The sequence below is a fragment of the Streptodolium elevatio genome, assembly GCF_040649515.1.
Taxonomy (GTDB): Bacteria; Actinomycetota; Actinomycetes; order Streptomycetales; family Streptomycetaceae; genus Yinghuangia; species Yinghuangia elevatio.
Map to the genome: position 1 here is coordinate 21,037 of NZ_JBEZFP010000080.1, position 22,109 is coordinate 43,145.

The following is a 22,109-nucleotide window of genomic DNA, read 5'->3' on the forward strand; positions in this document are numbered from 1 at the left end:
GTCCCAATGGGACATAACTCCTCCGGGGTGACGCCCGCGTGCCGGTCCGGCCGTCCCGCGGGCCGTCAGTAGGTCAGCCCGTGCCCGAACCGGAACACCGGCTCGGCGGTGTCGAACGGCACGTCCGGCCGGCTCTCGCGGACCGCCCGCATCGACGACGGCATGTCGAACGGCAGCTTCGCCGTCGGGGTGTGCCGCCCGAAGACCACGTCGAGCACGGCACCGTCCTCGGCGCCGAAGTCCGCGAGGAGCGCCGCACACGCGCCGGCCAACTCGGTCGCGACGGCGGGCCGGTCCAGTTGCAGCACGACGACCGTGGGCACCGCGGCCGCGATCGCCAGGAGCCGGTCCCGCTCGGCGTCCGGGAATTCGAGCGAGCCCTGCCGGAACATCGACTCCATGAACCCGTCGCGCGGCTCGAACGGCGCGTTCACCCGCAGGACGGCCACGTCCGCCTGCGCCGGGTCGGCGACGATCTCGCCCGCGTAGCCGGCGGCCACGTCGGGGTCGATGCGCTCGACGTACACGCGCAGGCCGTCGGCGAGCGGCAGGGCCGGGGTCTCGCCGCGGTTGGTGAGCAGGACGGTCGAGCGGCGCTGCGCGTCCAGGCCCCGGGCCCGGTGCTCGGCGTGTCCGACCACGGCTTCGGCGGCGTCGGGGTCGACGTACCGGCGCTCGTCGAACAGTCCGAGCCGGAACTTCTCGCGCAGCACGCGCCGCACCGACCGGTCGACGCGGTCGGCCGTGAGGCGACCGGATTCCAGCAGGTCGACGACCACGGGCGCGCAGCTCTCGCCGCCGAACTGGTCGACGCCCGCCTCCAGCGCCTTCACCACCCGGTCCGGGACGTCCAGTTCCTCGACGCCCCAGCCGCGTGCCTCGATGTCCACCGGCCCGAGGCTCTTGGCCGTCAGCACGTTCCAGTCGGCGCAGACGATCCCGTCGAAGCCGTAGCTGCCGCGCAGCAGGTCGCGGATCACGTCCGCGTTGAAGCAGAACCCGACCTCCTCGTACTCCGTGCCGACCGGCAGCCCGTAGTACGGCATGATCTGCGAGCCGCCGGCCGCGAACGCCGCCTCGAACGGGATCAGGTGGTGCTCGAACATGCCGCCCGGGTAGACCTGTTCCCGCCCGTACGAGAAGTGCGGGTCCTCGCCGTCCAACTGCGGTCCGCCGCCCGGGAAATGCTTCGTCATCGCGGCCACCGAGTCGGGCCCGAGGGTCTCCCCCTGAAGGCCCTTGACGTACGCCGCGACCAACCGCGCCGCCAGGTGCGCGTCCTCCCCGAACGTGCCGGAGATGCGCGCCCAGCGCGGCTCGGTGGCCAGGTCGGCCATCGGGTGCAGGGCCACGCGCAGCCCCACGGCGAGGTATTCGCGGCGCACGATGTCGGCCTGCTCGCGCACGAGTTCGGCGTCCCCGGCGGCGGCCATGCCGATGAACTCGGGCCACCGTGAGAAGTCCCCCGCGAACACGCTCGCCAGCGGGTTGTCGGTGAACGCGTGGCGCGGGTCCGACGACAACGTCACCGGGATGCCCAACCGGGTGTCCGCCGCCCGCTCCTGGAGCCGGTTGTGCCACTGGGCGGTGGTCCTGGGGTCGGCGAGCTTGTGCACGTTGAAGTGTGACAGGCCCAACTCGCCCACGAGCCGTTCGGTGGCGTCGCTCAGCGTGCCGTCAGGCCCCTGCGCGATCGGCGGGTGGAACAGCAGACCCGCCTTCTCCTGCGGCGTCATGCGCGCGATGAGGTCGTCGACACGCGCCTCCACCGGCACGCCCGGGTCCTGGTACGGCAACAGCGCCACCGCTCGCTCCTCACGCCGTGGCGCCCGTCATCCGCAGCCCGCAAGCCTGAGCCCGCAAGCCTGAGCCCGCAAGCCTGAGCTCTCAAGCCTGAGTCCTCGACCCTTCGGCCCGGCGGCGACCCACGCCCGTTCCTTGATGGTGTCAATGGGACCTTAGGCCATCATGATCACGACGGGAACGGTGACGATCGTCATGCGGCATGAGACCGGGGATGCGGCATGGGCCCCGGGCGCACGTGCCCGCTCATCGGCCCCGGGGACCCGCCCAGCCCGCCGCCCGGCGCCTCACACCTCACCAGTCGACGTCGAACGCGTTCAACAGCGCTGCCGTGGACGGGACTTCCACGCCCTGTTCGGTCCAGATCGTCTTGCCCGACCTGCGGTAGCGGCTCCCCCACCGCGTGGTCAGCTGGGCGACCAGGAACAGGCCGCGCCCACCCTCGTCGGTGGCGACCGCGCGGCGCAGGCGCGGCTGCGTGTTGCTGGGGTCCGAGACCTCGCAGACCAGGATCTCGTCGCGGACCAGCCGCAGGCCGACCGGCGCTCCGGCGTACCTGATGGCGTTGGTGACCAGCTCGCTCACCACCAGCTCGGTGGTGAAAGCCAGTTCCTCCAGACCCCATTCGCGCAGTTGACGGGAGGTCAGCTCGCGCGCACGCGACACCACCGAGGGGTCGGCAGGCAGCTCCCACTCCGCGACCGCGGCGGCGGGGATGGCGCGGGTCCGGGCGAGCAGCAGCGCGATGTCGTCGTCCCGGGCCGGGGTCAGCCGGGCGACGACCTCCGGTCCGATCACCTCCAGCGGCCGGTCGCGGTTCTCCGCGAGCACGTCGCACAGCAGGTCCATGTTGTCCCCGACGTCGACGCCGCGGCGCTCCACCAGGCCGTCGGTGAAGAACGCCAGGACCGAGCCCTCCGGCAGGTCGATGTCGACCGCCTCGAACGGCATTCCGCCGACCCCCAGCGGCGGGCCGGGCGGCACGTCCACGAGTTCGGGGGCCTTGCCCGGCCGGAGCACGACGGGCGGCGGGTGGCCGGCACTGGCGATCGAGCAGCGCCGGGCCACCGGGTCGTAGACGGCGTAGAGGAACGTCGCGCCCTGGGCGGCCAGTTCGGAGGTCGGGTCGTCCGGGTCGTGCTCCGGCCAATAGCTCAGCACCAAGTCGTCGAGGTGGCTGAGCAGTTCGTCCGGCTCCAGATCGAGGTCGGCGAGCGTCTGGACGGCGGTGCGCAGCCGCCCCATCGCGGCCGTCGCCCCCAGTCCGTGGCCCACCACGTCGCCGACCACGAATCCGGTGCGCAGCGACGACAGGGCCAGTACGTCGAACCAGTCGCCGCCGACCCCCGCTTCGCCTTCCGACGGGAGGTACGTGCCGGCCGTCTCGGCGGCCGCCGTCCGCGTGACCGGGCGCGGCAGCAGGCTCCGCTGCAGGGCGACCGCGGTGCGGTGCTCGCGGGTGTAGCGCCGGGCGTTGTCGACGCCGATCGCGGCACGGGAGGCGATCTCGGCGAGGAGGTCGGCGTCCTCGTCGTCGAAGTTGCGTTCGGTCCCGGTACGCCACAAGGTGACGGCTCCCAGCACCAGCCCGCGGGCGAACAGCGGGATGGCGAGCATCGAGTGCGCGCCCTCGGGGATGATGCTGCGCAGCCCGGGCCCGTCGAGGCCGAGCGCCTCGGCCAGCACCGCCATGTCGGACACCGCCACGGCCGCGCCCTCGGCCACCGGCCGCAGCAGATTGCTGTCCGCGAACTCGGGCAGGAGGTCGCCGATTCCCGCCACTTCGCTGGGCCATTCGGCCTCCCCCGACGGCGCCACCGCGACCCGCCGCAGTTTGGGCGCGGTGGTGTCGATGACGCCGGGCTCGTCGCCGTGCAGCACGGGCTCCGCCAGGTCCACGGACGCCAGGTCGGCGAGGTCGGGGACGAGCACCTCGACCAGGCTACGGGTGGTCTGGACGAGGTCGAGGCTGGCCCCGATACTCGCGGCGGCCTGATGCGCCAATCGGGTGTAGCGCTGGGTGCGCTCCTGAGCCGCCTCCCACTCCGCGGCGCGCTCGCGCGGCAGCAGCAGGACGAGCCACCCGTGTTCGTCGGCGTTCCCGGCGAGCGGCTGGGCGGCGTACCGGAAGTCGAGCGAGGCGCCGGTTCCGGAGGCGGCCCGGAACGTGGCGGAGCCGGCGCGGGTGGCCCCGGTGCCCGCCACCAGCGCGGCACGCAGCCCGTCGGCGAAGTCCAGGCCCGCGAGCAGACGTCGCGCGGCAGGAGTCGACCACGCGACCGTCCCGTCCGCGCCGAGCACTACCGCGGCAGCCTCGACACCGTCGACCAGAAACGGCACCTCTCCGGTACCGGTCCCGCCGGGTGATCCCATCCTCGCTCGCCTTTGCCGTCGCGTTGCCGGAGCTTCAGTGAATCCCGGTGACCCGGGTGTTTCCACCCGAATGACCCGCTGAAGGACTCGTGCCGGTGGCACCACAGGCTACGTGCCCGATCCGGCGGCGAACGATGCGCGCGGAGCGGACGACTCCTCCTTGCGAGGTGTCCGGCGCGGTTCTTGCAAGGTGTCCGGCGCGGTCCTTGCGAGGTGTCGGGAGCGGGCTCGGGACAGGGGCCCGGCGAGGGTTCGCACCGGGGGCTGCGGAGCCCGCGTCGAGGGGCGGCCGGGCGTACGCGGCGTCAGGCCGTCCGGGTGACGGGCGCGGCGTCGCGGCGGTAGCGCGTCATGGGGCCGAGCAGGCCCGGGACGGTCTCGTAGGGGACAAGGCCCAGACGCGTGACGATCGCGGCCGACGCGGTGTTCGCCTCGTCGACCTCGGCGAGCACGAAGGGCAGGCCGAGGGGACCGAGGGCGTGCCCGACCACCGCCCCCGCGGCCTCGGTCGCGTAGCCCTTGCCCCACGCTTCGGGGGCGACGCTGTAGTACACCTCGAGCCCGAGGTCGTCGAGGGGTCGCAGGCCCGCCGTGCCGATCAGCGGCCCTCCGTCGGTGGTACGCGCGATCCAGAGTCCGGCCCCCGCGGCGGCGAAGTCCCGTGCGCTGTCCTCGATCAGGACGTCGGTCTCCCGCGCCGTGGGCGGTACGCCGTCGAACAGGAAGCGGCAGACGTCGGGTTCGCTCCAGTGCCGGCGCAACTCGTCGCGGTCCGCGGTGCCGACGGCCCGCAACCGCAGGCGCTCGGTGTGCAGATCGTGATCGTGTGGCATGCCGCAGACCCTACGCCGGTTCCGGGCCCGCGCACGTGACCGGAAGGCCGAAGCGGGCGCGTACGCCCGGCGAGTAGAGCACGCTCACCGGCGGGTCCAGGGGCGCGGACAGCCCGGCCGCGGTGATCAAGTCGTCGTCCAAGTGCAGGAGTTCCGCCTCGTGCAGCGGCCAGCGGCGGTGTGTGTTGGGCAGGTAGAGCGTGCGGCCGTGCCAGGCGACGTGCAGGCCCCAGCGGGCGGTGAGGAAGTCGGTGAGCGGGTCCGGGTCCGCGATGCGGTCGTGGACGCGGATGTGCACACTGCCCCCGGCGCCGCGCGGGCGCGGTGCGCGGCGCCGCGTCGTGTAGCGGAACTCGGGCGCCGTGCGCGTGCCGAGGCGGCAGACGTCCATGCGCGCCCACATGTACGGGAGCCCGAACACCCCTCGCGCGACCAGGACGGGCACCAGGCGTGCGGCCTCCAGCGAGCGGAACACCACACCCCGGCGGCCGGCCTCGTCGACCGAGTAGAGGCGTACGTTCGTCTCCGCGAAGCTGCCCAGGTACGGGATGCCCGGCCCCCAGCCGATGCCCACGCGGTCCATGCGGAACGGCACGAGGCCGACGTACGTGCGCCCCTCGAACGTGTCGGGCACGGTTCCGCGCGGCAGCAGCGGCGCCACGGCTGCGGGGTCGACCGGCCAGTGCAGGAAGGTCAGATCCAGCCAGCTCTGGCTGAGCACGACCGGGCGCACCGGCCGCGGCGCGGACCGCGTCACCGGTTCGGGTTCCGGTCCCGGTTTCGCCCCCGGTCCCGGTTCCGGTCGCAGGCCACCCGGTTCGGTCGTCATGACTCCAGTTTGCCGGGGCGGATCAAGTCCCGTGGCCGCGCATCGGCACCAGGTCGCCACCCCACCCGTCGAGCACCGCCCCATCCCCGTCGGTCCTGGCCCCCGACTCCAGTTCGGCGAGCGCGTTGCCGCCACGGGCGTTCTTCGCGGCGCGCTACAGGCTGTCGAGAAAGGCGTCCAGCGCTTCCGCTGCCGTCCGGCGGGATTCCTCCGGGGTCGCCGTCCCCATCTCCGTCACGAGGCTCTGGATCAGGCGGTCCGGGGTGTCGTGCAGGACTCGCGCGTGCGCAAAGGCGTACCGCTTCCATTCGGTTCCGGAGCCGGGCAGGGCGTGCGCGCGTGCGGAAATCGGCGACGGTCATCGCCCACGCGTCCATGCGGTCGTCGCGCCGCGTATGTGCGGCAATATCGCCGGCCTGGCGGCGGACACGGGAAAGCCCCGCGCGCCTTGACGCACGGGGCTTTGCACGAGGTATATTGGGTGATTCTGCATACCGTTGATTCGCCGGTTACGTCACGGTCGAATTCGCGAATGCGGAATGATTAATGTAGTCATTGTAGCCGTCCGGGAGTCGAATTGTCAAACGCGGAATTGCGACACGAACAGGAATTCATCGACGTCCTGTACGCGCGCCTCGCGGACCTGCGTGCCGAGGCCGAGGCCGCGGTTACGCGCGAACTCGGACGCGAAGACGACGGCACCCGGCAGGCGCGCGTGGAGCGCGACATCGCGGTCTTCGAGCAGTCGGCCCTGGTCGCCGCGCTGACCGCCGGCGAGAACGGCCTGTGCTTCGGACGCCTGGTGTTCCGCGACGGCGCGGACCACCACATCGGGCGCATCGGCATCCGCCGCGACGACGCCGAGCACTCCCCGCTGGTGATCGACTGGCGGGCCGAGGTCGCCCGGCCGTTCTACCTCGCGACCGGGCACACGCCGATGGGTCTGCGCCGCAGACGGCACATCACCACGTCCGGCAAGCGGGTGACCGCGCTGCACGACGAGATCCTCGACCTCGCGGACGACACCCGCACCGGCTTCGAGGGGTCGGACGCCGACGCCGTCCTGCTCGCCTCCCTGGACGCGGCGCGCACCGGGCGCATGCACGACATCGTGCAGACCATCCAGGCCGAGCAGGACCGCATCATCCGCGCGCCGCACCGCGGCGTCCTGGTCGTCGAGGGCGGCCCCGGCACCGGCAAGACCGTCGTCGCGCTGCACCGCGCCGCGTTCCTGCTGTACGCCAACCGCGAGCACCTGACCCGCCGGGTCGTCCTCGTCGTCGGCCCGAACCCGGCGTTCCTCGGCTACATCGAGGACGTCCTGCCGTCGCTCGGCGAGACCGGCGTGCTGTTCGCCACGCCCGGCGAGCTGTTCCCCGGGGTCACCGCGACCGCGATCGACACGCCGGCGGCGGCCGAGGTCAAGGGGCGGGCCGCGATGGCGGAGGTGCTCGGCCGCTTCGTCGCCGACCAACAGCGGGTGCCGGAGACGCCGTTGGTCATCGGGCACGACGACGGGGACCTCTTCCTCGACGCGGCGATCGCGGAGGCCGCCCGCCGCAAGGCGCGGGCCACCCTGCTGCCGCACAACCTCGCGCGCCCGGCCTTCGCGTCGCGCGTGATCGACGGGCTCACCGAGCAATTGGTGGACCGGCTGGGCGCGGACCCATACGGCGGACCGAACTTCCTGGGTTCGGAGGAGGTCGCGCAGTTGGCCATGTCGGTCGCCGAGAGCCCGGCCGTGCAGCTGGCCGTCGACGAGCTGTGGCCGCGCCTGACCCCGCAGGGGCTCGTCGCGGACTACCTCGCGGACCCGGTGTACCTGCCCGACGAGGACGCGGCGGCGATCCGGCGCCCGGCCGCGTACGACCCCGTCTTCGGGACGTCGGCGACCGCCGAGACGACCGTCGAATGGACGGTCGCCGACGTGCCGTTGCTCGACGAGGCGGCCGAACTCCTGGGCGAGGACGACTCCCTGGCCCGGGCGGCGGCGGAGGCCGAGCGCCGGCGGCAGATCGCGTACGCGCAGGGCGTGCTCGACCTGTCGTACGGCTCGCGCACCCAGGAGTTCGAGGACCGCGAGGACGAGGACTCCGAAGTGCTGAGCGCGCACGACCTCGTGGACGCCGAACGGCTGGCGGCCCGCCAGGAGGAATTGGACTTCCGCACCTCCGCCGAGCGGGCGGCGGCGGACCGCACCTGGGCGTACGGCCACATCGTGGTCGACGAGGCGCAGGAACTGTCGGCGATGGCCTGGCGGTTGCTCATGCGGCGCAGTCCGACCCGGTCGATGACGCTGGTCGGCGACCCCGCGCAGACCTCGGAGCCGGGCGGCTGCGGGTCGTGGGACCGCATCCTGATGCCGTACGTCGAAGGGCGTTGGGAGCGGGTGCGGCTGGGCGTGAACTACCGTACGCCGACCGAGATCATGGAGGTCGCGGCCGACGTCATGCGGGCGGGCGACCGGGCGTTCGAGCCGCCGGAGTCGGTGCGTTCGACGGGCGTGAAGCCGTGGTCGCGGCACGCCGCCGACGTGCCCGCGGCGGTGGCGCAGGCGGTCGCCCGGGAGGGCGTGGGCGCCGACGGCGGAGGCGCCGCGGGGCGCGTCGCGGTGATCTCCCCGCCGGAGTTCCTCGACGCGGTGGCCGCGGCGGTCCCGCACGCCGAGCGCGGCGTCGAGCCGGACCTGACGCGCCCGCTGGTGCTGCTGGACCCGCGGCAGGCCAAGGGTCTGGAGTTCGACTCGGTGATCGTCGTGGAGCCGGCGGCGTTCGCCCTGGCCGACCTGTACGTGGCGCTGACCCGTGCGACGCAGCGGCTCGGGGTCGTGCACGCCGGCGAACTCCCGGCCGGACTCACCGGACTCGCCCCGGCAAGCTGACCGGACGCCCGTGGGCGGGCTTGCCCCGCCCACGGGTCCCGGCGCAGGTCGGCCGCGCATGGGCCGCACTTGGACTTCGCATGGGCCGCACGTCCGGCACACGCCGGTGGCATCGGCCGCGGAGACGCCCGGTAGCGTCGCGGCATGACCGACGAGTTCGCGTACGCTCCGGGCCAGATCGTCACCGTGTTCCGCTCGCGCCTCCGTCCGGACGCCGCGCCCGACTTCCAGGCCGTCGCCGCCGAAATGCTGGAGACGGCCCGGGCGATGCCGGGATTCGTCGACTACAAGGTCTACGTCGCCGAGGACGGCGAGCGCGTGTCCGTCATCGTCTTCGAGACCGCGGAGCAACAGCGCGCCTGGCGCGAGCATCCCCGCCACCGCGCCGCGCAACAGGCGGGCAGGGAACGGTTCTACAGCGACTACAGCATGCAGATCTCGGTCTGCACGGCCGCGTGGCGCTTCCCGGACGCCTGAGCCGCGCGCACGGCGGCGCTACTCCGTGATCCGCTCCTCAAGGCGTACGGTCACCCTGTCGCCGACCTCTTTGCCGATCACCTTCCGGACGTCCGCCTTGACGGGCAGCATGTGCGTGCCGTCGCCGCGTGCCATGAACGAGCCGCGGAAGGGCTTCCCGTCGATCGTGCCGCGCACCTTGACCAGGCCGCGTGTGCCGAAGAACTCGACCGATTCGGGCCAGACGACGTACGTCCAGCCTCCCGGGCTCGGGCTCTTCACCAGGTCGGCGCTGAACTTCTTGTCGATCCTGTGGTCCGGGGTCATGGCGGCCTCCAAAGTTTCCGTGTCCGGTCCCCATATGACTTCGCGGACCGCCGAAACTCATCGGTCGGCGGGCTGCCCTGACTCGGATTCCGGCCGGACGGCCGCGGGGAACGCGTACTTCTCCATCAGCGCCCGGCGCTCCGGCGGTACGGCGGTCGGACCGGATGAGGTCATGTGGACCAGCACGGATTCGCACAGGCCGACGCATTCGGCGTCGTGGAAGAGTCCGAGGCCGTACTCGAAGGACGACCGGCCGAAACGCGTGATGCCCACGCCGACGCGATACGTGGCGGGGAACGGGGCCTCGCGCAGGTAGCGCGTACGCGTCTCCAGGACCACGAACCGGAATTCGCGCACCTGCGAGAAGAGCCCCTCGCCGAACATGCGCATGTTGAGGTTGGCCCGGCCGTCCTCGTAGAACGAGGCGATGGCGACGTTGTTGACGTGCCGCTGGATGTCCATGTCGCCGAACCGGGCCGGGACCTCGCGGACGAACGGATAGCTGTCCAGGCGCAGACGCGCCGGGTCGGGGACTTCGCGTACCTGTGCCACCGGGCAAGCATGCCGTACGCGTGCCGCGCACCCGTCAGGCGGGGACCAAGGCCCTGCCCGGACGCACGAAGCCCCGCCGGCTACCCGGCGGGGCTTCGAGGCGTGTTCTGCGTCGAGGACGCTTCCTAGAGCATCGTGGCCTTCATGCGTCGCGGCGCGTCCAGGATGCGGCTGATGATCTGGACGATGATCGGCGGCTGCTCGCTGGAGTCGTGGTCGCCGCTCAGCACGTAGTAGACCTGCTCGACCGACGGGGGCCCGACGGCGAGCGTCTGCTTGGCGGCCTCGACGGATCCGGCCTCGCCGGTGCGCATCATGTACGCGGCGCTCATCGAGCCGGTCCGGCCCACGCCGGCGCCGCAGTGCACGTACACCGGTCCCGCCGAGGCCTGCACGGTCCGCAGGAACTCGTCGACCTGCGCGGGCGTCGGGGTCTGGCCGTCGCGGATCGGCAGCCGGACCAGGTCGAGCCCGGCCTGCGTCGGACGCGCGATGTCCTCGGCGCTCATGTGCTCGGCGCGCAGGTCGACCACGGTGCGCACGCCCATCGCGGCGAGTTCCTGGTATCCGGCGTCGCCGGGCGCCGAACCGCGGTAGACGCGGTCGTCGACCTGCTTGAAGTGCTGCATTCCGGCGACGGTCTGGCCGGATCCGCCCGCGGTTTGCGAGGACGCCCAGGCGTGGACGCCGAGCATGCCGAGGAAGGCGAACAGCCACACGGCCGCGTAGCCGAGGGCGGAGAAGACCAGCACCTTGGCGGTGCGCTTGGCGATCCGGCGGGCACGCGCGCGGGGGGCGGGCGGCTTGGGGGCGGGCCGGAGGACGGTGGCCTGGGACGGTATGACGGGGGTGGTGGGTGCTGCGGAGGACTGCAAAGGAAATCACCGGGAGGGGCAGGCATACCGCAGCGCGAGACGCGACGGTCGGGCGAGCCCCGACACTAACCCGCATCGCCGGGGTGCACAATGCTGATCAACTGGAAAACGGCCCCAAAACGGCCTAAATGGCTACGAAACTAGAGAAAACGGCCGTGACATTGCTCACGTCTCCGGCCAAACCGTGCTCCTGTCAGGGCAGCCACGGCGACGGCGTGGCCTGCCCTTCACCGAGGAAACTCGCCTGGATACCGGGGGCGTTGGCGTCCACGAGGCAACCGCGCAACCGGGCGAGGTCGTTCTCGGTGAGCGCGGGGCGGACCACCAGGGCGAAAACATCCGAACCGAGCTGGCTCAGGTCCGCGTTGTCGAGCGATCCCACCGTGATGCCGTGGCGGCAGCCCTCCCACAGATCGCCCGCGGCGCGCGCATTGTGCTGGGCGTCGCCCGGCGACCTGGTGTCCACCCGGAAGACCAGCGTCGTCGCCGCCGAGTCGGGCGGTGATCCGGGACGGGACTGCGTAGCGTCGCCGAGTGCGTCGATTCCCGCCGTGAGGCCGACGACACCGGCCAGGGCCACCGCGGCGAAGGCGGTCGTACGCCCAGGGCGGGGCGGCGGGATCGCCGGGGTGTCCTCCAGCCGCGGACCCGCCCGCAACGCCCCCTCGCTCGGCGCGGCCAGCGCCGCGAGGCGTCCGGCAAGGTGCCGGTCGGCGCCGGGCACGACCGTCATGCGGGCGATGCGCTGCACGACCCAGCTGATGCCGGACAGCACGACCCCGGCCGCCAGCAGCACCGGGATGAAGACCCGCTGCCCGGCGGCCGGATCGGCGAGCCGGGCCGCGTCCAGCCAGCGGAAGCGTTCGCCGGCGGCGTCGCCGGGCTGCTCGCCGGACTGTTCCAGACGGGCCTGCGCCAGGCGGCGGCGCACCTCCTCGCCCCGGCTGTCGGTGTCGGCGATCCGGTGCTCGAGCCGCGACATCCGGCTGAGCACCACGACACCCAGCAGGAACACCTCGATCGCGACGAACAGCACCCCGCAGATCAGCGCCCGGTTCCACTGCCAGCGGTAGAGGTAGACGACCAGGTAGAACAGGGTCGCCGCGGCGGAGAGGCCGCCGATGAGGTAGCTGACGTACTTCACGGCGAAGCTCCCTTCCCGGGCAGGGGACGGGGTGGTCGGGCGGGAACGCGGAGCCGCTCGGGATCCGCCGCACGGGCGGAGTCGCGGGGGCCGCCGGCGCCGGTGCCCTCGGAGTCGTCGGCGGCGTCGGCGGCGGTGACATCAGCGGCGGCGGCGACCCCGGCGACCCTCTCGGCCCTGCCGTCCGTGTGGCCCGCGTCGCCCGCGTCGTCCGGATCACCCGCATTGTCGGCGGTCCAGGTCGTCGTGACGGCCCTGACCTCGCCTGTGCCGCCGTCGACGGCGACCTGGGTACCTGACGGAAACCGCGCGACCGCATCGGGCACGGCCGTCGCGGTGGGGACGTGGTACTCGCGGGCCAGTACGGCGAGATGGGACAACGGGCTGCCGGTCTCCGCGACGAGCCCGGCCAGGCCCGGGAGGAGGGCGGCGAGCGCGGGGTCGAGCACGCGTACGACCAGCACCGCACGCTCCGGCCGCGGCCCCAGTCCGTCCCACACCGTGCCGGCACCGCTGCCGCCGCCCGCGCCCTGCCCCCCGGCGTCTGCCTCGGCGCTCCCGCGCCTCGTGCGCCGGGCGGGCTCCGGCACCGGTTCACCGTCGGCCAGGCGGAAGGCCGCCGGCAGGGCCTCGCGGTCCGGCCGCGGCAGCCGGTCCGCCAGATCGGACGGCACGGTGCCGCCGTCTCCGACAGCCATCAGCTCCGCCCAGCGCAGCAGGCCCGTCCGGTCGACGTCGTCCAGCAGCCCGGCCGCGACGAGACGCGCGCCGAACGCCCGGATCATGCCGGCCTGCATCTCCTGCACCCAGCGAATGCGCAGGCGCAGACCCTCGCGTACCGGCAGAGACGACACACCGCGCGGCACGCCGGTCCAGGCGGTCGCGGGAGGCAGGCGCGCGGGCGCGGTCAGCGACGGCGGGAACAGCGCCAGCAGCACCGGATGGGCGGTGAGCAGTGCCGCGTCGTCCAGCCCGGCCGCGCGCCCCTCGGTGAGCACCGCCAGCGCCTCCGCGGCCACGGTCGTCTCGTCGCCCGGCCCCAACAGGGCCCCGGCCAGCGACTCCTGGGCGTGCAGCGCGGACAGCACGCGGCGGCCCCACGACGCCGCGTCGATCACCTGACCGCTGGACAGCCGGGAAGGCGACGGGAGTTCGGTGAGCTGCCGGTCCACGTCGGCCATCAGGTCGAGGGCGAGCAGCGGGAGCGTCGTCCGCAGCCGCCCGAGGCGCCACGCCGCACGCACCTTGCGGGCCGGCGGCACCGGATTGAGCACGTTGAGGACGCGGTGCCTGGGCGGTACGACGCCGAGCAGCGCCAGGTCCGCCGCGGCCCGGCCGTCGACGGCCACGACCGGCGGAACGGATCGCAGCGTACGCCGCGACGCCGCCCCCAGGATGTCCAGCGCCACGGTGAGCCCGTGCGCCATCGGCTCCAGCCACAGGTCCTGTTCGAGCGGCTGCAGCACGCCCGGGAACGTCTCGGCGACCGGGCCCGGGCCCAGAAGCCGCGCGCCGCGCGGTACCTGTGCGGCCATCGCGGTGATGGGACGCGACTGGAGCAGCCACAGGCGGTCGTCGGCGTCGAACGCGAACTCGATGTCCTGCGGACCGCCGAACAGATCGGCGGCGCGCCGGGCGAGCACGGCCAGGCGCCGCAACCGGCTCGGACCCAGCAATCGCTCTCCGTGCGGCTCGACGGGCTCCCGGTCGAGCAGTCGGCCGGCCCGGGTCATGCGGTAACGGACGCCTTGCGTGGTGCCGTCGACCAGGGCCGCGGGCCCGCCCGCGGCGACGGCGACCACGATCCGGTCGGTGCGCCCGCTGACCGGGTCCGCGCCGAACATCACGCCGCCCAGTTCGGGCCGGAGCATGGGTTGCACGAGCACCGCCATGCCTTCGTGCGGCGGGCGGGGTGTCTCGACGAGGGCGGCGGAGTCGAGGACCTCGCGTACGGCGTCCGTGAACGCGTCCCATCCGCGTACGTCGAGCACCGTGCGGAAGCGGCCGGCCATCGACGATCCTTCGGTGTCCTCGTACCGCGACGACGACCGCACCGCCAAAGGGCGTTCGTCGCTTCCGGCGAGTCCGTGCCACGCGGCCCGCACCGTCGTCGCCGTCGTCACGTCCAGGAGGCGGCCGTTGCCGCCGGGGTTGGTCGCGACGGTGTCGGTAGTGACGGCGTCGGTAGTGACGGCCATGCCCGCCGTGCGGGCCTTGTCGGCGGCGCGGCCCGCGTGGCCGTTCGCGGACAGCCCCGGCACGAGAGCGAATCCGGGGAGTACGGGCAGTCCGGCCGCCGCGGCACGCGCCAGGTTGGCGGCCTTGGCGCCGGTGAGCTCGGGGTGCCTGGCCCGCTCGGTGTCCAGAGGGACCACCGGGGACGTCTGCGCAGCCTCTGCCGAGTCGGGCCGCATGTTCACGGCTCCCTTCCACCGCCGGGTCGCGGCCCGACGCCCGGGAGCTCCCGTCAGGCGTGGCGCGTCGGGAGCCTGGCGTTCAAAAGCCGCGGCCAGACATCAAGCATCACTCTTACCCCCACCTAGTGACAAGAAGTGACAAATAGCGCAAATATCCCGGTCATCACCGGTCTACGCGTGGCCACCCACCGTGACCGGACCGATGGTGAGATCCGGGCGGCCTTCGAGCACGACACCGACCCGATCGACCTGCTCGTCCAGATCGGCGCGCTGCCGTCGCGTGAGGGTGACCAGCGGCTCCACGGTGACGTGCAGCTTGCGGCCGGAGCGGCGCACATGCCACAACCCCGCGACGACACCGTCCACGACGAGGTTCTGGAAGTTGCCGCGCAGCACACGGTCGGCGGCCTTGCCGGGATACAGCAGTTCCGGCGGCTGGTTGCCGACGCGGTAACTGTAGGTGTCGAAGTACGGGAGCAGCCGTACGCCGAGGTGCTCGGTGGGCGGCGCCGCGTCCGCGGCGGCCTCGAACAGGACGTGATCGGCGGGAAGCCACGCTTCGCCGCTCCCCTCGCCGTCCAACTCGACCTGGACCGGCCGGAGACCGTCGCCCGCCTCGGCGAACACCTCGACGGCCCACGGCTTCGGGGCGGCCAGCCAGTGGGCGAACCGCTGCGGGGTGGAAGGGCCGTAGGCGTTGAGATAGGCCCGCAGGACGTGCCCGAGCGCCTCACGTGGCTCTGCGGGCTCGAACGGATTCAGGCGGTGCGGATTCGTGTACGTCACCTTCCGCCCCCTGTTGGGCCCGAAGGCCAGGACACCGCGCAGGCCCGCCAGGTGCTGGGCCTGCCGCCAACGCGGCCACATGGTCTGGAACGCGGGCATGACCAAGTCGCCCGCCCACTCCCCCGCCCGCTCGACAACCGCGTCGCTCAACTCGTCGATGGTCAGGTCGGCCGCCTTGAGGCTGTCCGCAATTGCCTCGATGACAGCCTCGGTCTGGTCGTCTGTCATGCGCACGCCTTCCGGGAAGGCGTTCGACGCCATCGGCGGCACCGACGACAAGGCCCCGACCCAGTACGGCATTTCGGCGGCGGGGAGGAAGTGCACCGTGCCACGCGGGCCATACGTCTTGACGATGCTGTGGTGCTGCCACAGCGCCTCGCGTACGTCCTGCCGGGTGGCCCCTTCGACGCGAAGTCCGATGCCGAGTTCAGCGGCGGACATCACCTGGGCGTGCGCACCGGCCATGGCCGTGACGGCCACCGGCACCAGCGTGGCGGGCGTGTCGCCGGCGAACGGCGTGCCAAGCCCTTGGGCGGCGAAGCGCGCGGCACAGACCTGCCCGCCGGTGAGACGCGGCACTGCTTGCTCGTTCGTCATGATCACATCCGACCCCATATGCCGGCTCCGTGGCCAGCCTGCCGGCCGCTGGACGCGCGGCAGTGCGGCGGATCGGTCCTGGTCAGGCGGGATCCGCGAGGCGTCGTGTCATCCGAAACCCGCCCAAATCGGCAGCGTCCGCGTACTGCTGTGCGGCCGTACCGAGGCGTAGCCTGGGACATGTGAGGAAGTCGGTCGTTCCTCGTTTCGGCTTGCGCGTGCTGCTGATGCTCCTGCTGGCTCTGTTGATGCTGCCGTTGACCGCCGGTACCGCCCGGGCCGCCGGGGTCAGCGAGATCGCGGCGCACTTGCGCGGAGACCCCGTCTACACGGAGCCGGCGGCGTCCGACGTCCTGCCGGCGGCGACGGCGGACGCGCTGCGCGCGACGATCCGCGACTCGGGAAAGCCGGTCTTCGTGGTGGCCGTCCCCGCGGATTCGCCGCTGGCGGCCTCGGGTTCGCGGTCGGCCGTGCTGTCGGCGCTGCGCGAGGAGGTCGGCCGACCTGGCGTGTACGCGGTCGCCGTCGGCCGCACCTTCGACGCCGCCGCGGACGCGTCCGTCATGTCGCCGTCGCGGCTCGCCACCCTCAAGAGCGACAGCATCGCGGCACACCAGGGCGACGGCCCCGGCCTCTTCACCGAGTTCGTGGACGGCGCGGTAGCCGACTCCGGTCCCGGGACGGCATCGTCGTCCGACGGCGGGTCGAGCGGCGGGGCCACGGGCTTCGTGGTGCTCGGAGTCCTGCTGGCCGTCGGGGCGTTCGGCGTCCTGCTGTACCGCCGCCGCGGCCGACGCCGCCGGGCGGACCGCGAGCGGGCGGCACTCGAACAGGTGCGCCTCACGGTCGACGAGGACATCACGGCGTACGGCGAAGCCCTCGACCGCACCGGCTTCGACCCGGGCGCGCCCGCATCGGACGACGCCATGCGGGAGGACTGGGCGACGGCACTCGACGCATACGACCGGGCCAAGTACGCGATGGCCCGCGCCCGCAAACCGGACGACGTACGCGACGTCAGCGAGGCCTTGGACGACGGCCGGTTCGCACTCGCCACGCTCGACGCGCGGCGTATCGGGGAGCCGCTGCCGGAGCGGCGTCCGCCGTGCTTCTTCGACCCGCGGCACGGCGTGTCGGTGCGCGACGTGGAGTGGGCGCCGGCCGGCGGAGCCACCCGTACCGTCCCGGTGTGCAGTGCGGATGCCGCACGGCTCGACGACGGTCTGCCGCCGTTGGGCCGCCAGGTGGAGACGCCGGAGGGCCGGCGCCCCTACTGGGAGGCGGGGCCGGCGTACGCCCCCTGGGCGATGGGCTGGTACGGCGGCATGCTGCTCCCCGGCCTGCTGATCGGCACGACGCTCGGCACCGCGGCCGCGGCACCCGACTCGTACGGCGCGGGGTTCGGCGACGGCGGAGGCGGCGGGGACTTCGGTGGCGGATTCGGCGGTTGGGGTGACGGCGGAGGAGGAGGCTGGGGCGGCGATGGTGGGGGCGGCGGGTTCTGACCGCGTGATGCCCACTGCTCCGCTGCTTTCGCCGAGTCGGTGCCCTCGTCGAGCCGGTGTGATGTCTTGCCGGTGGGTGTTGACGAAGAGGCGGCGGAGGCCTGTTACTTATTGCTGTTGATGCGTACTGCGCCTGTCGCCTTTTACGCTTGCGCGCGCGTTACTCGCTGGGTCGGGAGCGAAACGCGGATGCCTGGGCGCGTGGGACCAGGCGCAGCTTGTCGTCCGGCCCGTCGTGCCGGGTCCACATCAGGATCCAGCCCATCGGCTCCGCGATGCGAGCCACTTCCTCGGCGGTGAGCAGGCGGCGGTCCATCGGGTCGAGCGTCACCACCGGGGGCGGTCCCGTCTTGCCCGGGTCCTTCTTCGCCCGCAACGTTGTGCTGCGCGCGAATGCGTTCGCCAGGGTCTGCGTGGTCCAGATCTCCCACTCTTCGCGGGTCCCGTCCAGTTCCAGGCGCATTTTGCGGCGGCTCAGCCACATCGAACCGGTCTCGACGTCGGCCGAACGTGTCCCTCCCGGGCCGGCAGCGGCGGCAACCAGGGCTACCAGCCACAGCACCCCGATCGCCGCCGAGTAGAGCGGCTGGAGGACGAACTGCGCATACACGCCCGCCCGCGAGCGCTTTTGGAACGGCCCCAGGAGAGTTCCGGCCGGCGGCTCCCCGACCCAATACGGCTTCCTCGACTGCTGGCCCACGCCCCCATCCTGCCCTCACCCGCGCCACTCACGCGGCCCGCCCCCAACACCGATCACCCCATTGCCAACTCGCCCCGGCCGCCGGGCAAACGGCAACGGCCAGATGGCCTGGCCCACGACGCGGGCACCGCGGCGGAGCACATGGGTCGGCACCCAGGGCAGGAGCGCCGTGGCATCATCGTGGCACCACGATCTGGCACCACCTGACACCAGATGACGTCATTGACTAACTACCTTCACCAGCCTGCTAGTTCATCGAGATCGGCCTCTCTCGACGCAGCCGTGACACCATAAAAGCGCCAGAAAATTTGCAAGTGGCGCCATCGTGATGCCATGATGGCGCCATGGACCTGACACCGTACGTCGACCACCTCCGCAACGATCTCGCGGTCGCCGCCGAGGCCGGCGGCGACGAGGCCCGCGCCCTCGCGGACCGCATCACCGCGCCGCTGGAGTCGGCGGCCCGGCTGATGCTGCTGAACGCGCTGTCCGCGGCGGCCGACGAGATCACCCGGGACCTCGCGCCGGGCTCGGTGGACGTCCGGCTGCGCGGTCTTGACCCGGACTTCGTCGTCAACCTGCCGTTCGACCTCGTGGTCGAGGAGCACGGGGGCCCGCACGAAACACCGAGTGCGGCAAAGCCCGTGCCGGCGTCCGAGGGCGACGAGGGCAATACCTCACGCATCAACCTGCGCCTTCCCGCGCATCTGAAGCAACGGGTCGAGGAGGTCGCCGGGCGCGAAGGCCTGTCGGTGAACGCGTGGCTCGTCCGCGTGGCCGCCGCGGCCGTCGAGCCCTCCGACGAACGCAGGCCGCCCCCGCGGCGCGTGGCGCGGGGCGGCGACCGCTTCACCGGCTGGGTGCACTGACCGCGGCCGGCCAGGCGCCCTGCCGCGCAGGGCCGTTCCTCGCGCACGCGGTGGATTCGGCGTGTTGTTCTTCCCGGGGTCCGACCCGAGGTATCCGGTCCGCCCGGTCGGCGGCGGCCGTCAAATCAGCGATCACATCACCGGCGAAAGCCACTTGGAGGGGACCGCTATGCCTACGTTCGACACTCCCAAGCCCATCTCGGTCGACCTGCACCTCGAGGCGGGAATGGTGCGCATCCACGCCGAGGACCGCACCGACACCGTCGTCGAGGTCCGACCGAGCAACGGCGCACGCGACAACGACGTGCGCGCCGCCGAGAACACGCAGGTCGACTACGCCGACGGCAAGTTGACCATCAGGACGCCGAAGCAGCGCTCGCCGTTCTCGCGCACCAACTCGGTCGACATCACCGTCACCGTGCCGTCGGATTCCAGCGTCCACGGCAATGCCGCGCTCGCGCACTTCCACGGCGACGGGCGGCTCGGGGCGGTACGCCTCAAGGTCGCGATGGGCGACATCCGCCTCGAACGCACCGGCGAACTGCACCTGACCACCGGCTCGGGCGAGATCTCGGTGGACAGCGCGGCGGGGCGTACCGACATCAACACCGCCTCCGGCAGCGTGGACGTCCGCGACATCACCGGCGACGCGGTGATCCGGAACTCCAACGGCGAGACCCGGGTCGGCGAGATCCTGGGCGAGCTGCGCGTGCGGGCGGCCAACGGACACATCGAGATCGCGCGCGCCGGCGAGAGCGTCCAGGCCAGGACCGCCAACGGCGACGTCCGGATCAAGGAGGTCGTCCGCGGCAGGGTGGCCCTGGAGACCGCGCACGGCGAGATCGAGATCGGCGTACGCGAGGGCAGCTCCGCGTGGATCGACGCCAACACCAGCTTCGGCAACGTCCGCAGTTCGCTGACCGCTTCGGACACCGCCCCCGGCAAATCGAGCGACAAGGTGGAGGTCCGCGCCCGCACCCAGTTCGGCGACATCGTCATCCACCGCTCCTGACCCCCGGTACGGGGGCCACCGCGCCTGAGGCTCCACTCGTCCACTCGCCCCTCGCCGCGATCCGCCCGTCTCCCCAGGCGAACCGCGCTCGGCTCCAAGGAGACAGCATGGCCCCGCAAGTCGCGTCCGCCTTCGCCGAGCAAGCGCGGATCGGTGTCATCTGGGGAGGCATCTTCGGCCCGCGCCAGTTCTCGGCCCGGCTGTCGGCGGTCGCCGCGCAGGTGCTGCCGAAGCACACCTCGGGCCCGGGTACGTGCCCGGCCGCCAAGATCGCGTCAGGAACGCCCGGCTAGTGGTCAAGACCGCGCCAGGACCCGCTTGTGCGGGGGAAAACTCCTGGTCAGACGCCTACCGTCGAAGTCGTCAGGCCCACCGGCGGACCCCGGTCCGCGGGCCCGCCAACCCGACGGAGGCAACCGTGTTCCGCACCGCCAACCCCGACCCCCGCAACGAGGACCCCGACGATCGTCGGCGGGACCGGACCGTGTTCGCCCCCGGCCGCCCCGGGCCCGCGCCCGCCTGGCAGCCGATGTGCGCACGACGCGCCGCCTGCGCAATCACCGCGGACAACGGTGTCGAGCCCAAGGCCGGGTACGACGCCTCGGCCGCGCCGTCCTCCACTGCTCGGTCCGACGCTCGGTCCGACGCATCGTCCGCCGCAAAGACGGTGAGCCGATCGGCACCCCCGTCGAACCCGCAACCCGCCGCCGAGGCCCTCCCGCAGCGCGTGCCGCTGATGCCGCATGTGCGGACCGCAGGAGCGCGTCACCTCCTGGTCCCGGTGCACACGACAAGCCACGGCACTGATGTGGTGCGCTTCTTCAAGGATCCCGTGGGACATCGGGTGGCCGTGGCGTTCACCTCGGTGGCCCTGCTGCGCAACGTCTGCGGTGCCGACCAGCGTTGGACGGAGATGGCGGAGGAATGCCTGCGCGAGACCATCGCCGGCCTCGGCGTCGGAGCCATCGTCCGCGACCCGCGCCTGAGCGCGGCCCCGGTGAAGAGCCCGGCCCCCGGCACACCTCGGCCGCCCGCCGCCTGATCCGCGGCCGGGTTCCACCCGGCAAACCCGGCGCTCCGCACGAGCACGGCGCACACCGGGGCACGGGAACACGAGGTACGAGATGACAAGGCTCACCACGCCCGGAACGCGTCTGCCGCGGCCCATCCGCCTGTCGTCCGGCTGCCCGGCGGACCCCGCAAGGGCAGGCGACAGGCGGCGGGGCCGCGGGCAGCCGGACGACAGGCGGATGGGAACTCCGCCACCCGCAGGCGTACAGGTCAGGAACTCTTCTCCAGGAAGCCCAGCATGTCGTCGGCGTGCTCCTCCTCGACCGACAAGATGTCCTCGAAGACGCGGCGCGTGGTCGGGTCGGCGTCGCCGAGCCAACCGATGATCTCGGTGTACGACTGGATCGCGATGCGTTCCGCGATCAGGTTCTCCCGGATCATCTCGGTCAGGTCCGTGGACGTCTCGTACTGCGAGTGGGACCGCTGGGCCACCGTCGCGGGGTTGAAGTCGGGTAGGCCGCCGAGTTGGGTGATCCGTGCGGCGAGCTTGTCGGCGTGCTCCTGCTCCTCGTTCGAGTGCACCAGGAACTCCTCGGCGACCGTCTCGCCGTGCACGCCCTTCGCCGCGAAGTGGTGCTGCCGGTAGCGGAGCACGCAGACGATCTCGGTCGCCAGCGCGGTGTTGAGCACGTCGATGACCCGCTCCAGGTCCGCACCGTAGGCGGCCGTCACCGGCCCCTTGCCGATCTCCTGCCGGGCCTTCTCCCGCAGTGTCTGCACATCGCTCAGGAACTCAGCCATTTGCTTCAGCGCCCTCTTTGCTCGGTGGTCAGCGTCCGGCGCCCGGCCGGGTGCACCGCACCCGCCGCACGCGATCTCGCGACTACCCGTTGGACCGTGAAGCAATCACGCCCGCACCTGCACCCCCGTCCGTGTCACGTGTCGGCTCGCGCACGGTCACATCCCCGACAGCGGTCGCCAGATCTCGCGGGAGACCCGCTGCGGGTCGCCGGCCACGCGCGGGGGCAGGTCCCACATCCGCGTCTTCCGCCGACCGGGGTGAAGGCGGGCCAGCCGGGGTCGCCGTCGGTGGCGAACCCGGTCCATGACGCCCGGACCTGCGCGGAGAGCTCCTCGAC

At 72.5% G+C, this 22,109-nt stretch carries 20 protein-coding genes; 7 read left to right on the forward strand and 13 right to left on the reverse strand.

Annotated elements, in window-relative coordinates; all coding sequences use genetic code 11:
* Positions 1–65: 65 nt before the first annotated feature.
* The 4 genes from AB0C36_RS26925 to AB0C36_RS26940 all read right to left on the reverse strand — a co-directional run bounded on the left by AB0C36_RS26925 (position 66) and on the right by AB0C36_RS26940 (position 5,838).
* Entirely contained in the window at positions 66–1,805 is a 1,740-nt protein-coding gene (locus AB0C36_RS26925; protein WP_358358587.1) for a glycoside hydrolase family 3 protein, read from the reverse strand.
* Between the two features lie 292 nt (positions 1,806–2,097).
* Positions 2,098–4,176: an ATP-binding SpoIIE family protein phosphatase gene (locus AB0C36_RS26930; protein WP_358358590.1), complete on the reverse strand. Its 2,079-nt coding sequence runs from the start codon at positions 4,174–4,176 to the stop codon at positions 2,098–2,100.
* A gap of 305 nt (positions 4,177–4,481) precedes the next feature.
* Positions 4,482–5,009 (reverse strand): GNAT family N-acetyltransferase, encoded by a 528-nt coding sequence (locus tag AB0C36_RS26935; RefSeq protein ID WP_358358592.1) that lies wholly within the window; start codon positions 5,007–5,009, stop codon positions 4,482–4,484.
* A 10-nt stretch (positions 5,010–5,019) separates the two neighbouring features.
* Entirely contained in the window at positions 5,020–5,838 is an 819-nt protein-coding gene (locus tag AB0C36_RS26940; protein ID WP_358358595.1) for a YqjF family protein, read from the reverse strand.
* Positions 5,839–6,430: 592 nt separating this feature from the next.
* On the opposite strand from AB0C36_RS26940, the gene AB0C36_RS26945 reads away from it, so the two are divergent.
* Both AB0C36_RS26945 and AB0C36_RS26950 read left to right on the forward strand, forming a co-directional pair.
* Positions 6,431–8,719: a HelD family protein gene (locus tag AB0C36_RS26945; RefSeq protein ID WP_358358598.1), complete on the forward strand. Its 2,289-nt coding sequence runs from the start codon at positions 6,431–6,433 to the stop codon at positions 8,717–8,719.
* Positions 8,720–8,863: 144 nt separating this feature from the next.
* Positions 8,864–9,196, forward strand: coding sequence for an antibiotic biosynthesis monooxygenase family protein (locus tag AB0C36_RS26950; protein WP_358358600.1), 333 nt, complete (start codon positions 8,864–8,866; stop codon positions 9,194–9,196).
* An 18-nt stretch (positions 9,197–9,214) separates the two neighbouring features.
* On the opposite strand, the gene AB0C36_RS26955 is transcribed toward AB0C36_RS26950, so the two are convergent.
* From AB0C36_RS26955 to AB0C36_RS26980, 6 genes are all read right to left on the reverse strand, one after another.
* Positions 9,215–9,502 carry a DUF1905 domain-containing protein gene (locus AB0C36_RS26955; protein WP_358358604.1) on the reverse strand — a complete coding sequence of 96 codons (288 nt, stop codon included), beginning with the start codon at positions 9,500–9,502 and terminating at the stop codon, positions 9,215–9,217.
* 57 nt (positions 9,503–9,559) lie between these two features.
* Positions 9,560–10,054, reverse strand: coding sequence for an acyl-CoA thioesterase (locus AB0C36_RS26960; protein WP_358358607.1), 495 nt, complete (start codon positions 10,052–10,054; stop codon positions 9,560–9,562).
* A gap of 125 nt (positions 10,055–10,179) precedes the next feature.
* Complete coding sequence (locus AB0C36_RS26965) at positions 10,180–10,929, reverse strand: protein-tyrosine phosphatase family protein (RefSeq protein ID WP_358358610.1); 750 nt, start codon at positions 10,927–10,929, stop codon at positions 10,180–10,182.
* A 193-nt stretch (positions 10,930–11,122) separates the two neighbouring features.
* Complete coding sequence (locus tag AB0C36_RS26970) at positions 11,123–12,073, reverse strand: hypothetical protein (RefSeq protein ID WP_358358611.1); 951 nt, start codon at positions 12,071–12,073, stop codon at positions 11,123–11,125.
* On the reverse strand, positions 12,070–14,487 hold the full coding sequence (locus AB0C36_RS26975) for a PEP/pyruvate-binding domain-containing protein (RefSeq protein WP_358358614.1): 2,418 nt from the start codon (positions 14,485–14,487) through the stop codon (positions 12,070–12,072). The genes AB0C36_RS26970 and AB0C36_RS26975 overlap by 4 nt, the downstream gene beginning before the upstream one ends.
* Before the next feature lie 174 nt (positions 14,488–14,661).
* The gene (locus tag AB0C36_RS26980) at positions 14,662–15,873 is read right to left on the reverse strand and encodes a DNA glycosylase AlkZ-like family protein (RefSeq protein WP_358358616.1); all 1,212 of its coding nucleotides are present in this window, start codon (positions 15,871–15,873) and stop codon (positions 14,662–14,664) included.
* Positions 15,874–16,055: 182 nt separating this feature from the next.
* On the opposite strand from AB0C36_RS26980, the gene AB0C36_RS26985 reads away from it, so the two are divergent.
* On the forward strand, positions 16,056–17,378 hold the full coding sequence (locus AB0C36_RS26985; protein ID WP_358358618.1) for a hypothetical protein: 1,323 nt from the start codon (positions 16,056–16,058) through the stop codon (positions 17,376–17,378).
* 160 nt (positions 17,379–17,538) lie between these two features.
* On the opposite strand, the gene AB0C36_RS26990 is transcribed toward AB0C36_RS26985, so the two are convergent.
* A complete protein-coding gene (locus tag AB0C36_RS26990; RefSeq protein ID WP_358358621.1) occupies positions 17,539–18,078 on the reverse strand; it encodes a hypothetical protein in 540 nt (179 codons plus the stop codon).
* Positions 18,079–18,422: 344 nt separating this feature from the next.
* On the opposite strand from AB0C36_RS26990, the gene AB0C36_RS26995 reads away from it, so the two are divergent.
* The 4 genes from AB0C36_RS26995 (at position 18,423) to AB0C36_RS27010 (ending at position 21,001) form a co-directional block, all read left to right on the forward strand.
* On the forward strand, positions 18,423–18,947 hold the full coding sequence (locus AB0C36_RS26995; RefSeq protein WP_358358625.1) for a hypothetical protein: 525 nt from the start codon (positions 18,423–18,425) through the stop codon (positions 18,945–18,947).
* A 169-nt stretch (positions 18,948–19,116) separates the two neighbouring features.
* The gene (locus tag AB0C36_RS27000; protein WP_358358628.1) at positions 19,117–19,959 is read left to right on the forward strand and encodes a DUF4097 family beta strand repeat-containing protein; all 843 of its coding nucleotides are present in this window, start codon (positions 19,117–19,119) and stop codon (positions 19,957–19,959) included.
* A gap of 107 nt (positions 19,960–20,066) precedes the next feature.
* Positions 20,067–20,252, forward strand: a complete 186-nt coding sequence (locus AB0C36_RS27005) for a hypothetical protein (RefSeq protein WP_358358631.1) — start codon at positions 20,067–20,069, stop codon at positions 20,250–20,252.
* Positions 20,253–20,377: 125 nt separating this feature from the next.
* Positions 20,378–21,001, forward strand: coding sequence for an SAV_915 family protein (locus tag AB0C36_RS27010; protein ID WP_358358633.1), 624 nt, complete (start codon positions 20,378–20,380; stop codon positions 20,999–21,001).
* A 239-nt stretch (positions 21,002–21,240) separates the two neighbouring features.
* Here the strand turns inward: AB0C36_RS27010 and AB0C36_RS27015 are convergent, their stop codons facing one another.
* Complete coding sequence (locus AB0C36_RS27015; RefSeq protein WP_358358636.1) at positions 21,241–21,771, reverse strand: ferritin-like domain-containing protein; 531 nt, start codon at positions 21,769–21,771, stop codon at positions 21,241–21,243.
* A 156-nt stretch (positions 21,772–21,927) separates the two neighbouring features.
* The coding region (locus tag AB0C36_RS27020) for a hypothetical protein (protein ID WP_358358640.1) at positions 21,928–22,109 on the reverse strand (182 nt) is incomplete at its 5' end.